Genomic DNA, 16039 nt, shown 5'->3' with positions numbered 1-16039 from the left:
CTTTCTATTTTAATCATAATAAGCTACATTTCTACGCTTATCTTTCTTAAAGTATCCCTGCCATTTTCATAAGCTGTTTTGCATTTGTAGTCTTACATCTTCCATCTTTTATGGCATAGTCAAAATAGATTTTATCATCAACATAGTACTCTGAAAAATGGTAGTTTACAATCTCTACATCTCCACCACTTGAAAGGTCACATAACTCAAAATCATGTGTTGTAACCATACTTATAATCCATGGCTTTGATAGTTTCTTTACTGCCTCACTTGCTCCAATAATTCTATCAGCAGAGTTAGTTCCTTTAAAAATCTCATCAACTAAAACTAACATCGGTAATTCTTTTATACTATATTGAATCATTGATTTTATTCTGAGAATTTCAGCATAAAAAGTTGATATACCTTGGCTTACATCATCTTGTATTCTCATAGATGTAAATATATACATACATGTGGCATCAAAATTTTTAGCACATACTGGAGCACCTGCATACGCCAATACTAAATTTACACCAATACTTCTTAAAAATGTCGTCTTCCCTGACATATTTGAACCTGTAATGATACAGGTTTGAGAATTTAATTTTATTGAATTTGCTACAACACTTTTCTCTGCTATTAATGGATGGTATACTTCTTCAACTTCTAACTTTGGAATACTTTCGCTTTTTATTATTGGAAAACATGTATTTTCTTTTACTTGACCAATAATAGTTAAACTTATCAAAGCTTCAAACTCTCCAATAGATTCAAGCCATCCTCTAATTTGATTTCCATATACACTTTTCCATCTTTCTAGAGATTCTGCACAGTGATAATTCCACATAAGAACACCACAAGCAAGTATATAAACTATTTGATTATATCTTAAGTTTACTGCATTACCTATTGAGTTCAGCTGTTTAATACCTTTTGAAACACCATTACCTTTAGAAAGTTTTGCTTGTAATTCTTTTAAATATGGGCTTTCAAATGTCTCTTTCTCTAAAACTTCAAACATCTTTTCATATACTTGTATACTTCTACTAAATGAGAATAATGGGGATAAAGTCTGCATAAGCTTTGTATTCCCAAACCCACCAAATCCTAGCTGAAGTACAAAAAGTAAAAAAACAGGTAGCACAGGCAAAAACCCTAATATAAAAAATATAAAAGATAGTATTGTTGCAGTAGGCAAACCCCAAGTAAAAACATGCATCCACTTAGGTATATATACTTTTTTATCTTCTCCATACTCTATAAATGACTCTATACTTCCATCAGAGTTGGTTTTTTGTTCCTTACCAATTATATTACTCAAGGTCTGAATATGGATAGAAAAATCCTGTTTTGATAATAGCTCTTTTACTGCTGTTTGTCTTTCTAGGATTATATTATCGTTTGGATTTTCATTCCATAAGGACTTAGCTAAAGACTTCTTTCCATAGGATGTATTAGCTATACAAATATACTGATATAGTGATGCTCTTCCAAATAAGTCTAAATCTTTTGCTTGTGAATTTTCTTCTTGTATATATTCTTTTCCATCTATTTTGAATTCTTTCCACTCATCACCAAATCTCTTAACATACTTATCCAGCACTTCACACTTACTCTTAAAATACGATTCTTCCTCTTTTATTTTATTATGAATAACTAAAAGTGAAATAAATAGAATCAATGCTACAATTCCAACAAAAATACCTACTATATTTTTATTGTAAAATCCAATAGCAAATCCCGCTATCAATATTAAAAAAGATATTAATCTAGCTGTACTTATATTATTTGATTTTTTATTTAAGAGCAGTTCTTTTTCAGTAGTACTTTCTAAAAGCTTACTAAAATAGTTCATTCCCATAAAGACTCCAACTTCCTTATCATATAATAAATTTAAATATAGTATTAAATTTAAACTAATAACCTTAAAAGCTAATTTAAACTCCAATTATATAATATATATTTTATAACTATTCTATACAATTTTATTTTATATGCACTCTCTATTACTTAGTATCAATAAGTTTTGATAGTTTCTTAGTAAATTCTTGAGCTGCATCATACCCCATTCCTCTTTGTCTAAAATTCATTGCTGCTACTTCTAGTATCATAGCAGTATTTCTTCCAGGCTTTACAGGAACAACTAACTTCTCTACATTAACACCAAGTATTTCTTCATATTCTTTATCTAATCCAAGCCTATCATAATACTTATTTTCATCCCAAGCTTCTAAATGTACTACTAAATCTATCATTTTAGAATTTTTGATAGCTCCTACACCATATAGACTTCTGACGTCTATTATACCTATTCCTCTTATCTCTAGGAAATGTCTTATTAATTCAGGAGACTGACCCATCAACATACTTTCATCTAATTTTCTTATTTCTACAGCATCATCTGCAACTAATCTATTACCTCTCTGAATTAGTTCTAATGCTGTTTCTGACTTTCCTATACTACTCTCACCCTTTATCAAAACACCTATACCATAAATATCAACTAAAACTCCATGAATCGTTGTATGTGGTGCTAACTTATTATCTAAATAGTTTGATAATCTATTTATAAGTCTAGTTGTGTTTCTGTTTGTACTTAAAAGTATTCTCTTATACTTTTTAGCCTTTTCAATCACATCTGGTTTTATTTCTAAATCTCTAGAAATTATTAAAGCTGGTATTTCATATGAGAAAAATCTATTTAGTACCTCTTCTCGAATTTCATTATCCATCAATCCAAAGAAATTATATTCTGTTTTTCCAACTATTTGTATTCTCTCATATGCAAAGTAATCAAAATATCCTGCAAATTGTAAACCTGGTCTATTTATATCTTGAGAGTATACATAATAATCTACATCATCAGGCATGTATACTACTTTAAGTTTTAAATCTTTTATTATTTCTCTTATTGATACTTTATTGCTAGTTTCCATCAATTTTCTTCCTTCCTAAAAAAATTATAAACATTCTCTGCAATGCTTTTATTCATTCCTTCTACTTCTAAAAGTTCTTCAAAAGTAGCTTCTTTTATGGCTTCTACATCTTTAAAATGACTCATCAGTGCTTTTTTTCTTTTTTCACCTATCCCTTGTATATCATCTAAGATAGATTTTGTCAAAGCTTTATTTCTTAGACTTCTATGATATGTTATTGCATAATTATGAACTTCTTCTTGTATACTAGCAATAAATCTATATAAACTAGTTGTCTTATCCAACTCGATTTCTTTTTCTTTACATATTAACCCTTTAGTCCTATGCTTATCGTCTTTGTACATTCCCCAAAGTGGTATGTCTACATCATTAAGTTCTAATACTTTTTTTACAGCGCTAACCTGTCCCTTTCCTCCATCCAACAATATAAGGTCAGGTAAATTTCCATGTTTCAATCTTCTATCTACAATTTCAGCCATGGAATCATAATCATTAGGTCCAATGACTGTTTTTATTTTATATCTTCTATACTCTTTTTTATCTTTTTTAGCATTTGTATAGACTACCATAGAGCCAATTGAATCTACTCCTTGTATATTTGATATATCAAAAGACTCTATTCTTATTGGCAATTTTTCTAAGTTTAACAATCGTTTTAATTCTTCTAATGCTCCAATACTTTTTTCATATTTCCTTTTGTTCATATCAGAAAATTTTTCAAGGTACTCTACTGCATTTTTTCTCACCATTTCAACTAGGCTTTTTTTCTCTCCTTTTTGTGGTACTCTTATTGTTACTTTTTGCCCTTTTTTAGACGATAGCCATTCTTCTAATATACAACTGTCTTCTATCTCATCTTCTATAATTAGTTCTTTAGGTATATATTCTTGCTCATTGTAAAATTGTTTTACAAATGAACTCAATATAGAAGCTCTTGGGCTATCCATTATCCCTTCTAGTATAAAGTGTTCTCTCCCAACAATCTTACCATTTCTAATAAAAAATACTTGTACACAGGCTTCATTATGAGCTCTTGCCATCGCAACTACATCCTGATTTAAATCGGTTACAGTAGCATCTATTTTTTGTTTTTGTATCATTTCTTCAAGACTCTTTATTTTATCTCTATATATAGCTGCTTCTTCAAATCTAAAATTCATAGAACTCTCATTCATCTTTTCTTTTAAGAGCTCCATCAACTTTTCTTCTTTCCCCGATAGACACATTATAATTTCTTCTATCATCTTTCCATATTCTTCTTTGGATACATTTCCTGTACAAGGTCCTAAGCACTTATTTATGTGTAAGTTTAAACAAGGTCTTGTTTTATTTTTTATCGCTTTTTCTATGTCAATTTTACAACTTCTTATTGGATAGGTACTGTTTATAAGGTCTAAAGTATCATTTACCGCAGTTATATTAGTATATGGTCCAAAATACTTTGCTTTATCTTTAAGAACCCTTCTAACCTTTAAAATCCTTGGATAATCTTCATTTGTAGTCACCTTAATATATGGGTAAGTTTTATCATCTCTAAGTAACACATTATACTTTGGTCTATATCTTTTTATTAAATTACATTCAAGTATTAATGCTTCCAACTCTGAATCTGTTATAATGTATTCAAATTTATATATATTCTTAACCATAGATTTTACTTTAGATGTATGGTTTTTTGAAGATTGAAAATACTGCCTTACTCTATTTTTTAGAGATATGGCTTTTCCCACATATATTATATGGTCGTATTTATCCTTCATTAAATATACACCAGGCTCAGAAGGTAATTTTTTTAAGTGGTCTTGTATATCAAACATATCGCCCTCCAAAACATTAAGTTTTATATTAAAATTATACCCTAAAATGTGAAAATTAAAAAGTTATTCAATTTCCAGCATTGTACACAAGTTAAAGTCCATATCATCTTCTATAATTGATTTAAAAGCAATCTCAAATACGAAGAACAATATGGACTTTATGTTTGGTAATTATCTACAATTTATTTTTAATTTATTTACTTCTAATATTTTCAACTTATTTTTATATATTTACAGTTAAAATTTTACACAGTTTATATAACCTAAGAGAAATATTTACTTAAGAATTGACCTGTATAAGACCCTTCAACTTTAGATACTTCTTCTGGTGTTCCAGTTGCAACTATAGTTCCACCTTTATCTCCACCCTCTGGGCCTAGGTCTATTACATAATCACAAGTCTTTATAACATCTAGATTATGTTCTATAACTATAATTGTATTTCCTGTATCTGCTAATCTTTGTAATACGTGAATTAGCTTATCTACATCTGCCATATGAAGTCCTGTAGTAGGTTCATCTAATATATATAAAGTCTTTCCTGTTGGTCTTTTACTAAGTTCTGATGCTAATTTTATACGTTGTGCTTCTCCTCCAGACAATTGAGTTGAAGGCTGTCCTAATTTAATGTATGAAAGACCTACATCCATCAATGTATCCAGCTTTCTTTTTATGTTTGGTATATTTTCAAAAAACTCAACAGCTTCTTCTACATTCATATCTAGTATATCAGATATAGTTTTATCTTTGTATTTTACTTGTAATGTTTCCCTATTGTATCTTTCACCCTTACAAACCTCACAAGGAACATATACATCTGGTAGAAAGTGCATCTCTATTTTTATTATTCCATCACCTTTACAAGCTTCACATCTACCACCTTTTACATTAAAACTAAATCTTCCCTTTTTATATCCTCTTGCTTTAGCTTCATTAGTAGCAGCAAAAATATCCCTTATAAAATCAAATACCCCTGTATAAGTAGCTGGATTTGAACGAGGTGTTCTTCCAATTGGACTTTGGTCAATATTTATAACCTTATCTATATTTTCAATTCCTTTTATTTCTTTGTGCTTACCAGCTCTTTGTTTTAGTCTATTCACTTTACTTGCAACACCTTTATAAAGTATGTCATTTATTAGTGTACTTTTCCCAGAACCTGAAACACCTGTTATACATGTAAACTTACCTAATGGCAATTTTACATCAATATTTTTTAGGTTATTTTCTGATGCTTTGATTACTTCTATAAAACTTCCATTTCCTTCTCTAGTAGTCTCAGGAACTAATATTTGTTTTTTTCCACTTAAGTACTGACCTGTTATTGAGTTTTCATTTTCTATTATTTCATCTAAAGTTCCTTGTGCAACTATCTCACCACCATGTATACCTGCACCAGGTCCAATGTCTATAACATAATCAGCTTCTCTCATTGTATCTTCATCATGTTCTACGACAATTAAAGTATTTCCTAAATCTGTTAGATGTCTAAGAGTGCCTATAAGTCTGTCATTATCTCTTTGATGAAGACCTATACTTGGCTCATCAAGCACATATAACACTCCAACTAATGCTGAACCGATTTGAGTTGCTAATCTTATACGTTGCGCTTCTCCTCCTGAAAGTGTTCCAGCTTTTCTTGATAAATTCAAATAATCAAGACCAACATCTCTTAAAAACTTAGCTCTTCCCTTTATCTCTTTTATAATTTCATGAGCTATAAATCTTTGCTTTTCTGTAAGAGTTACATTTTCCATAAAATCTATCAATTCGTTAACAGATAAGTTTGTTACTTCCATTATATTTTTTCCATCAACTAAAACAGATAAAACCTCTTTTTTAAGTCTCAATCCCTTACATTTTGGACAAGGTCTTTCTGCCATATATTCTTCAATTTTGTCTCTCATATACTCTGAGTTAGTTTCTTTGTATCTTCTCTCTAAGTTTACTACTACTCCTTCAAAATATGATTTATAATTTCTAGTTCCTCCAAATTTTGATTCATAAACAAACTCTACCATTATATTATCCTTACCATAAAGTAACTCTTGAACAAAATCTTCTGGTAAATCTTTAAATGGAGTTGTCAGAGATACATTAAAATGCTCTGCTAAACTTTTTATCATTTTGCTATAATAAGTATCGTCGTTGACACCTGTTGAACCCCAAGCAGCCACTGCACCTTGTTTTATTGATAAATCTTTATTTGGTACAACTAGTTCTGGGTCAACTTCTTTACTTTCCCCAAGACCATTACAAACATCACAAGCTCCAAAAGGAGCATTAAATGAAAACATTCTTGGAGATAATTCTTCTATCCCAATTCCATGTTCTGGACATGCAAATTTAGTTGAGAAAAGAATCTCTTCTCCATCTATTATTTGAGCTATTACAAGACCATCTGATAGTTTAACCGCAGTTTCAATTGAATCTGCAAGTCTAGATTCTATTCCATCTTTGACTACTATTCTATCCACTACTACTTCTATACTGTGTTTTTGGTTTTTAGTTAAAACAATATCATCACTTACTTCATAGTTTTCCCCATCAACTCTAACTCTTACAAATCCTTCTTTTTTAATATTATCTAAGACCTTTTTATGTGTACCTTTTTGACCTCTAACAATTGGCGAAAGTATTTGCAACTTAGTTCTATCTGGAAAATCTAGCATTTTATCAACTATTTCTTGAATAGTCATTTGACTTATTTTTTCACCACATGTAGGACAATATACATCGCCTACTCTTGCAAATAACAATCTCAAATAGTCATATATTTCTGTTACTGTTCCAACTGTAGAGCGTGGATTCTTTGAAGTAGTCTTCTGATCTATTGAAATAGCTGGTGATAGACCTTCAATATATTCTACATTTGGCTTTTCCATTTGCCCTAAAAACTGTCTAGCATAAGCAGACAAACTCTCTACATATCTTCTTTGGCCTTCTGCATATATCGTATCAAATGCCAAAGATGACTTTCCAGAACCAGACAATCCTGTAAAAACTATAAACTTATCTCTTGGTAACTCTAAATCTACATTTTTTAAATTATGCTCTTTTGCTCCTCTTATTATAATTTTATCTTCCATAACCTTGTTTTTACCTTTCTATTTTTCCAATTTTTCTTCCAACTGTTTTACCTTATCTCTTAATTCTGCCGCTCTCTCAAATTGTAAGTTTTGAGCAGCTTCCATCATCTCTGATTTTAATTTTTCTATATTATCTTTTATCTCTTCTTTATCATCTGTATCAGTTATTCCATAGACAACTTCTTCCTCTGCAACTTTAGTTGCTTCTATACTATCTCTTACACTTTTTTGTATAGTCTTAGGAGTTATGTTGTGTTCTTCATTATATAAATTCTGTATAGCTCTTCTTCTTTTTGTCTCATCAATAGCATTTTGCATTGAATCAGTTATCCTATCAGCATACATAATAACTCTTCCATTTTCATTTCTAGCTGCACGTCCAATAGTTTGTATTAATGCTGTTTCGGAACGTAAGAAACCTTCTTTGTCTGCATCTAAAATTGCTATAAGTGAAACTTCTGGTATATCTAGACCTTCTCTAAGTAAATTTATTCCTACAAGTACATCAAATTTTCCCAGTCTTAAGTCTCTTATTATCTCTGTTCTTTCTAATGTAACTATATCTGAATGTAGATATTTAACTTTTATTCCTATTTCTTTAAGGTAATTAGTTAAATCTTCACTCATTTTTTTAGTTAAAGTGGTTATAAGCACTCTTTCATTTTTTTCTATTGTTTTAGTTATTTCCCCTACTAAATTATCTATCTGATTATTTATAGGTCTTACTTCTACAATTGGGTCTAAAAGACCTGTTGGTCTTATTATCTGTTCAGCTATAGTCTCAGAATGTTGAATTTCATAAGGACCTGGTGTAGCACTTACAAACAATATTTGATTTATGTTTCCTTCAAATTCTTGAAAATTTAACGGTCTATTATCAAGTGCAGAAGGTAATCTAAATCCATTTTCTATAAGAGATGTTTTTCTTGATCTATCTCCTGCGTACATTCCTCTTACTTGCGGAATAGTAACATGTGCCTCATCTACAATTATCAAATAATCATCTGGAAAGAAATCCATTAATGTATATGGTCTTTCTCCTTCTTCTCTTCCAGTAATATGCCTTGAGTAGTTTTCTATCCCCTGACAAAACCCTATCTCCTTTAACATTTCTATATCATACTTCGTTCTTTGCTCAATCCGTTGTGCTTCTAAAAGCCTATCATTTTCTTTAAAAGTCTCAATTTGTTGTTGAAGTTCATCTTCAATTTGAACAATTGCATTTTCAATTCTTTCTGGTGTTGTTACATAGTGAGATGCGGGGAAGATAACAACATGATTTCTTGTCCCAACAATCTTTCCTGTTACATAATCAATTTCTGTTATTCTATCTATTTCATCACCAAAGAACTCTATTCTTATTGCTTTTTCATCATTGCTAGCTGGAAATATTTCTAATATATCTCCTCTAACTCTAAAAGTCCCTCTTGTAAAATTTATATCATTTCTTTCATATTGTATCTCTATTAACCTTTTTATTACATCATCTCTATCCTTCTGCATACCAGGTCTTATAGATAACATAAGTTCTTTATAATCTTTTGGGTCCCCCAAACCATATATACAAGATACTGAAGATATTATTATAGTATCTCTTCTTTCTAAAATAGATGCTGTAGCAGAATGTCGAAGTTTATCTATTTCGTCATTTATACTTGCATCTTTTTCTATATAAGTGTCACTGTGAGCTACATATGCCTCTGGTTGATAGTAATCATAGTAACTTACAAAATATTCAACTGCATTGTCTGGGAAAAATTCTTTAAACTCACTATAAAGTTGTGCTGCTAGTGTTTTATTATGAGCCATTATTAGGGTAGGTTTTTTAACTTGTTGTATTATATTTGCCATTGTGAATGTTTTTCCTGAACCTGTTACACCTAACAATGTCGAAAATTTTTCATTTCTATTTATAGAATCCACTATTGATTTAATAGCTTCTGGTTGGTCACCTGTTGGTTTGAAGTCTGACTTTATTTTAAAATCCATAGTATCACTCCTTCTTTTCGAACATTAGTTCCTAACATGTATTATTATATCATACCTTTCTAGAATTGTTTCAGTTATTTTAAATATTTTACCCATTTAAATTTTACTTAAATCTAAAATATAAAAAAAGACTTCTATCTTTATAATAGAAGTCTATAAGTAATGGAAAATAAATACTTTATCCAGTTTATATAATGAAATCAAATGCTTCTTTTTCAACTCCGTCTAGCTTCAAATCGAATAGTCTTAATATAGTTGCTGCATGAGCTCTTAAGTCGCCTTCTTCCTCTACTACGCCTGTTTTTATTTTAGGTCCAAAAGCTATAAACGGAGGTCTATTCCCCTTAGTAGGTAAATGACCATGTGTAGCAACAGCAAACTTGTAATCTTTTATATCAGAATCCTCTATAATATTTCCTTCTAAATCATTTCCAAATGAAATTCCTTCAATTCCTTCAATTACCATTTCAAAGTCGCCTTCAAGTCCAAGATTGGATGCTTCTTCTCTGGTAAATATATTCTCTATAAATAATTCTTCTTTAAACTCTTCAAGCAATACTCTCAACTCTTCTAATCTATTTTGGTTATTTACTATTATCTGTGCTGATATACCTGACGAATTTACATAGGCATCAAAATTCTTAACTACTCCATTTTCTACTGTTATAAATCCATGTGATTTAAGTAAAACATTTGGATTTACAACTTTATCAACTCTAAGATGACCATGGTCTCCAAGTATTATAAAATTTGTATCTTCATATGTACCTGCATCCTTTGTAGCTTGAATTATATCTCCTAACCATTTATCATTCATTTTCAAGGCTTCATTTACTTTTTCATTAAACAAACCATGGTTATGTCGTGTATGGTCCAAAGTTGCTAGATGTATTAACATTAAATCTGGATTATATTCTTTTATTACATCTATAGCACAATTTACTCCAAACAAATCCATATTAGGCTCTAATTTCCAATCAATATAGTGACAATGTCTATCATAAATACTATCCATTATAACCTTACTTGAACTTTTTTCAAAAATTTCTCTTGGGTCATCTTCTCTATTAGGAGCCCATATCTCTGCAATATTATAATCTATATTTGGATTTGCACCCATTACAGGCCATAAGATACTAGAAGTAGTCAGATTATTGTCCTTTGCTACATCTATAATTGTCTTTACTTTTATATCTTTTGAATACCAATACCAATCTTTATTTTCTTTATTGGGGTCAAATTTTTCATTATGATATATTCCATGTTTTTTAGGATATACTCCTGTAACCATACTTGTATGACAAGGATATGTTAAAGTTGGATATACACAATTTATATTTTTCACCATAGAACAATTTTCTAAGATAGATTTAAAATTTGGTAGATTCTTTACAAATTCTAAATCTTTTTCAAATAAAGAATCTACTGATAATACTATAACTTTTGTCATTTACATTACCTCTTCATTCATATATTATTGGATACATTCAATCAATCTATAATCTATATATGTTACAGGTGATATTTCATCAACATTTCATACCTGTCTATAATTATTTATTAGTCTTGTCTATTACTGCTTGCATTGCAGAAGTTCCTTTGCTTACTGCATCTTTTGGCGCCACATTTAAATCAGTAAGACCTTTTTTAATTTCATCCATTAACTTATCAGTTGCTTCTTTATATCCATTTAACATTGGAAGGGCAACAGCATATTGTAATTGGTCAGTTGCAACTTTATATTGTGGCTTTTCTTTATACAATGTTTGTAATTTTTCTGATTTAGTTGCATCTTCAGTTGTTGGCAGATATCCTGTTGATGAACTAAATTGAACTATTTTATCTGTTTGAGTCATCCATTCCATAAATTCTGCACTTGCATCTTTTTCTTTGTCTGTTCCACCTTCAAGCATAACTAAGTTTGCTCCCCCTGTAGGCGTTGCATATTTTTGATTTTTTGGTAAAAATGCTGTTGATATTTCAAACTTACCGTCTGTTTGTTGCATAAGACCTGCTAAATCTGCTGTTGATGTAAATATCATACCAACTTTACCATTTACAAAATCTTGCTTTGCTACATCCCAAGCATTATAATCTTCACCAGGTGGCATTTTCATTATTCCAGATTTCATCATATCTTGCCAGAATTTAACTGGTGCTTGACCTGCTTCATTATTGAATGCTACTTTTTTTCCATCAGTTATTTCTCCTCCACTTTGCATTACCATAGCTTCATAGAACCAAATATCTATTGGAGTTTCAAATCCATACGTATCTTCTGATTTGTTTGTCATTTTACTAGCATATGTTTTAAGTTCTTCCCATGACTTTGGTCCTGAAGGGTCAAGGCCTGCTTTAACTGCCATATCCTTATTTATGTATAGTATTGGTGTACTTCTATTAAATGGCATACCAACAAACTTATTTTCATAATATGAATTTGTTAGAAGACCAGAAAAAAATCTTTCTTGGTATGCCTTATCAAAGTATTTACTCATATCTACTAAAGCTCCTGCTGATGCAAATGTACCTGTTTGAGTTATTTCTAATAATGTTACATCTGGTTGGTCTTTAGAAGTTAATGCAGCTTGTAATTTTGTTGCATTTTCATAGTAATCTTTTTGTTTTAGCATATTTACTTGTATGTCTTTATGTTCACTATTAAACTGGTCAACCATTTTTTGTGCAGTTTCACCATTAGTTCCACCCAAAGGTGCCCAGAAATCTATCTTTGTAATATTGCTATCTGTCTTTTCTCCTTTAGATGTATTTGAGTCATTAGAATTTGAACACCCAACTAAAGAACCTAATAATAATGTTATTGCTAATCCTGTTGCTAATTTTCTTTTAAGCTTCATTTCCATCCTCCAAATTTAGTTTTTGACTTTTTATTTTATTCCTGAATACATAAAAGCTTCTTTTACTTTTTTATTTGCAAATATATAAACAAGAATTATTGGTAAAATTAAAATTATATTTCCTGCCATTATTACATTCCATGCAGTAATTCCTTCTGAAGATTTAAGAAGAGCTACTCCGATTGGTAAAGTCCTTATTGCATCTGTATTTGTCATTACTAAAGGCCAGAAATAGTTATTCCAATGATATATAAAATTAAATAATATAAATGTTATTACTGCTGGTTTTGCCATAGGAACCATTATTTTAAACATTATTTTTAAGTCCGAAGTATTGTCTAATTTAGCTGCTTCAATAATCTCATCTGATATCTGCATAAAATTTTGTCTAAGCAGAAATATACCAAATGAAGATGTCATAAATGGAATTATAAGTGGCACATATGTATTTATAAATCCAAATTTACTCATCATCATATATACAGGTAAAAAAGTTACTTGTGGAGGAATCATAAGTCCTATGAGTAATAGTCCAAACAATACCTTCTCACCTCTAAATTTAATCTTAGAAAATGCATAAGCTGCAGGAACCATCACTAAAAACTGTACAATTAAAATACTACCTGTCACAAAGATACTATTTAATAAATATCTAAAAAATGGTCCTGAATTCCATGCTGTAGTATAATTTCCTAGTACTATATCATTTGGTATTATTGTAGGTGGTAGTTGCATCATTTCTTGTGGGTTTTTAAAAGATGTTGAAAGCATCCATATAAAAGGGAATATAAATATTGCAGATAAAAGTAGTAGAATTAATACTTCTATTGATTTTGATACTATTTTCTTTATATAAGCTTTATCTTTTTTAATAGGTCTTATAATGTCCATTTTGTCCTCCTTTTTAACACGCCTTATAATATATATTTTTTATTTATTGATAATGAACTTTTTTTGATAATAGTCTGAAATTAGCATATGTAGCAATCATAACTATGGCTAATAAAAACATACTTGCTGCACTTGCTTGCCCTATATCGTAATATATAAATCCAGACTCATATATATAATAAGATAACATGTTAGTTGAACCTAATGGACCACCTTGTGTCATTATGCTTATTTCGTCAAACACTTGAAATGATGCTGTTGTTGTTGTTATCATGAGAAAAAATATTGTTGGCGATAATAATGGCAATGTTACCTTAAAGAAATTCGTTATCTTGTTTGCATTGTCTAGTTTAGAAGCCTCATATATATAGTTTGGTATCGATTTAAGACCTGATAACACGATTAAAATATTGTATCCAAGAGTTTTCCATATTCCTATTAGAATCAATGACATTAAAGCTGAACTTTCACTTGAAAGCCATTTTGATGTTGGTAAATGCAATGTTGACAGTATCCAGTTTAAAAAGCCATACTGTGGCTCCATAATCCAAAGCCACAATACAGCTACAGATACTAGTGAAATTACATGTGGTGTAAAGATTATACTTTGTGTCAAATTGTGTATTATAGAGTTTTTATTTAACCAAACAGCAAGTACTATAGCTAGTGATATAGATATAATTACCATAAAAAAAGTATAAATTGCAGTATTCGTTATAGTTTGTATAAACTCTGGATTTTTTAAAAGCTCTGTGTAATTATTTAATCCTACATTTTCGAAAGTTGAACTAAGAAGACTTCCTGATTTGAAACTCAGCGATATTGTCTTAATTATTGGATATACTATAAACAGTAAAGTTCCTATAATTGCAGGTGTTATGTACAAATATGCTTTATTAAATTGCTTTTTCATAAATATCTCCTTTGATTTTAGAATACATATTCTTACATTCTTTTATATCATTTATTCTTTGCCCATCTTTATTAAAATAATATAAATCCTTTTCTAATACATTTACTTTCAAAGTTTTCCCTATATCAAATATATCGTTTTCTGTTTTAACCCTTACTTCACTGTCAAGAACAGATAAACAGTATATAGTTTCGTTTCCTAATACCTCTTTAGTTATAACCTTTCCAAGCAAATTAAAAGTATCATCATTTTTTATATCTATATTTATACTTTCTAATACAGCTTTTTCAGGCCTAAATCCAAGTTTGATATTATCCTTCATATTTAATATGTTCATACAAGGATTTCCGATAAATTGTGCCACAAACAAATTTTTAGGGTCTTGATATATTTTTTTTGGAGAACCTATTTGCATTATCTCTCCTTTGTTCATTATAACTATTTTATCCGCCATTGACATTGCTTCGACTTGGTCATGAGTTACATAAACAAATGTAGATTTTAATTTTTGATGTAACTGTATTAATTCTGTTCTCATTTGATTTCTCAGTTTTGCATCTAAATTTGATAATGGTTCATCCATTAAAAATACCTTTGGATTTTTAACCATTGCTCTAGCTAATGCTACTCTCTGTCTTTGTCCTCCAGACAAATTTCCTGGCTTTACATTTAAATATTCTTGTAATCCAACTATATCAATAACCTCTGTTATAAGTTCTTCTCTTTTTTCTTTTGGAACTTTTTTATTCTTTAAACCAAATTCTATATTTTCTTTTACAGTCATATGTGGATATAATGCATAATTCTGAAATACCATAGCTATATCTCTCTTACTTGCATCAGTTCTTGTTACATCATTTTCTTCAATTTTTAAATTACCTGAAGTTATATCTTCAAGCCCAGCAATCATTCTTAGTGTAGTAGATTTTCCACAGCCACTTGGGCCTACCAATACCGTAAAAGAACCATCTTCTATAGTAAGGTTCAAGTTCTCTATAACAGTGTTCTTTTTATCATAAGATTTTGTGACATTTTCTAGTCTTATATCTGCCATTTTTTATCCTCCTCAAAATACTTTGTTTAGTTATACGATTTACTTATAAATTAATAATACTCTTTATTTGTAAAGGGCATATTAAGACAAAGTGAACATATAGTAAATTTATTAAAATAGATGTTAAATCACATATATTTTCTGTTAAATTATACTAAACTTAAATAAATATACTGACTAATAAGATAGAATTAAAATAAATAAAATAACTGATATAGCAAATTAGACATAATAAAAAAGACCTCTATGGGGGATAGAGGCCTTTAAGTGGGGGAGATTGAGTAATTTATTTTTGCTATTAAGTTTTACAATTATATTATGTCCCAAATTTGCCATGTCTAAACACAAAAAATAAAAATTTTTTATTTTTTATAAATTTACTCAAAAAAAATTACGTGGCTACGTCCTACTCTCCCAGGCAGTTTCCCACCAAGTACCATCAGCGCTAGAGAGCTTAACTTCTGTGTTCGGAATGGGAACAGGTGTATCCTCTCTGCTATTGTAACCACA

The 16039-nt window shown here is 29.8% G+C and carries 10 protein-coding genes and 1 rRNA gene; all 11 read right to left on the bottom strand.

What is annotated here, in order from left to right; translation table 11 throughout:
• Positions 1-46: 46 nt before the first annotated feature.
• Positions 47-1837 carry a MutS-related protein gene (locus IC213_RS17340; RefSeq protein ID WP_227831766.1) on the bottom strand — a complete coding sequence of 597 codons (1791 nt, stop codon included), beginning with the start codon at positions 1835-1837 and terminating at the stop codon, positions 47-49.
• A 151-nt stretch (positions 1838-1988) separates the two neighbouring features.
• Positions 1989-2918, bottom strand: a complete 930-nt coding sequence (gene hprK, locus IC213_RS17335; protein ID WP_227435572.1) for an HPr(Ser) kinase/phosphatase — start codon at positions 2916-2918, stop codon at positions 1989-1991.
• Positions 2918-4735 carry an excinuclease ABC subunit UvrC gene (uvrC, locus tag IC213_RS17330; RefSeq protein ID WP_227831767.1) on the bottom strand — a complete coding sequence of 606 codons (1818 nt, stop codon included), beginning with the start codon at positions 4733-4735 and terminating at the stop codon, positions 2918-2920. The genes hprK and uvrC overlap by 1 nt, the downstream gene beginning before the upstream one ends.
• Before the next feature lie 263 nt (positions 4736-4998).
• A complete protein-coding gene (gene uvrA / locus IC213_RS17325) occupies positions 4999-7824 on the bottom strand; it encodes an excinuclease ABC subunit UvrA (RefSeq protein ID WP_227863306.1) in 2826 nt (941 codons plus the stop codon).
• An 18-nt stretch (positions 7825-7842) separates the two neighbouring features.
• Positions 7843-9813: an excinuclease ABC subunit UvrB gene (uvrB, locus tag IC213_RS17320; protein ID WP_227836316.1), complete on the bottom strand. Its 1971-nt coding sequence runs from the start codon at positions 9811-9813 to the stop codon at positions 7843-7845.
• 187 nt (positions 9814-10000) lie between these two features.
• Positions 10001-11263 carry an ectonucleotide pyrophosphatase/phosphodiesterase gene (locus tag IC213_RS17315; protein ID WP_227863305.1) on the bottom strand — a complete coding sequence of 421 codons (1263 nt, stop codon included), beginning with the start codon at positions 11261-11263 and terminating at the stop codon, positions 10001-10003.
• 103 nt (positions 11264-11366) lie between these two features.
• Positions 11367-12671 (bottom strand): ABC transporter substrate-binding protein, encoded by a 1305-nt coding sequence (locus tag IC213_RS17310; RefSeq protein WP_227481803.1) that lies wholly within the window; start codon positions 12669-12671, stop codon positions 11367-11369.
• Positions 12672-12701: 30 nt separating this feature from the next.
• On the bottom strand, positions 12702-13562 hold the full coding sequence (locus IC213_RS17305; RefSeq protein WP_227481802.1) for a carbohydrate ABC transporter permease: 861 nt from the start codon (positions 13560-13562) through the stop codon (positions 12702-12704).
• Between the two features lie 43 nt (positions 13563-13605).
• On the bottom strand, positions 13606-14475 hold the full coding sequence (locus tag IC213_RS17300; RefSeq protein WP_227435546.1) for a carbohydrate ABC transporter permease: 870 nt from the start codon (positions 14473-14475) through the stop codon (positions 13606-13608).
• Positions 14459-15529 (bottom strand): ABC transporter ATP-binding protein, encoded by a 1071-nt coding sequence (locus IC213_RS17295; protein ID WP_227836318.1) that lies wholly within the window; start codon positions 15527-15529, stop codon positions 14459-14461. The genes IC213_RS17300 and IC213_RS17295 overlap by 17 nt, the downstream gene beginning before the upstream one ends.
• 393 nt (positions 15530-15922) lie before the next feature.
• Positions 15923-16039 (bottom strand): 5S ribosomal RNA (gene rrf / locus IC213_RS17290).

The organism is Clostridioides sp. ES-S-0049-02 (assembly GCF_020658465.1).
Taxonomy (GTDB): Bacteria; Bacillota; Clostridia; order Peptostreptococcales; family Peptostreptococcaceae; genus Clostridioides.
Note: the sequence above shows the minus strand (reverse complement) of the source record. Positions and strands in the feature narration are given on the sequence as shown.

Excerpts from the sequence above, each read along its gene's own strand:
- IC213_RS17340 (WP_227831766.1), bottom strand. The coding sequence starts at position 1,837 with ATGAACTATTTTAGTAAGCTTTTAGAAAGTACTACTGAAAAAGAACTG.
- hprK (WP_227435572.1), bottom strand. The coding sequence starts at position 2,918 with ATGGAAACTAGCAATAAAGTATCAATAAGAGAAATAATAAAAGATTTA.
- uvrC (WP_227831767.1), bottom strand. The coding sequence starts at position 4,735 with ATGTTTGATATACAAGACCACTTAAAAAAATTACCTTCTGAGCCTGGT.
- uvrA (WP_227863306.1), bottom strand. The coding sequence starts at position 7,824 with ATGGAAGATAAAATTATAATAAGAGGAGCAAAAGAGCATAATTTAAAA.
- uvrB (WP_227836316.1), bottom strand. The coding sequence starts at position 9,813 with ATGGATTTTAAAATAAAGTCAGACTTCAAACCAACAGGTGACCAACCA.
- IC213_RS17315 (WP_227863305.1), bottom strand. The coding sequence starts at position 11,263 with ATGACAAAAGTTATAGTATTATCAGTAGATTCTTTATTTGAAAAAGAT.
- IC213_RS17310 (WP_227481803.1), bottom strand. The coding sequence starts at position 12,671 with ATGAAGCTTAAAAGAAAATTAGCAACAGGATTAGCAATAACATTATTA.
- IC213_RS17305 (WP_227481802.1), bottom strand. The coding sequence starts at position 13,562 with ATGGACATTATAAGACCTATTAAAAAAGATAAAGCTTATATAAAGAAA.
- IC213_RS17300 (WP_227435546.1), bottom strand. The coding sequence starts at position 14,475 with ATGAAAAAGCAATTTAATAAAGCATATTTGTACATAACACCTGCAATT.
- IC213_RS17295 (WP_227836318.1), bottom strand. The coding sequence starts at position 15,529 with ATGGCAGATATAAGACTAGAAAATGTCACAAAATCTTATGATAAAAAG.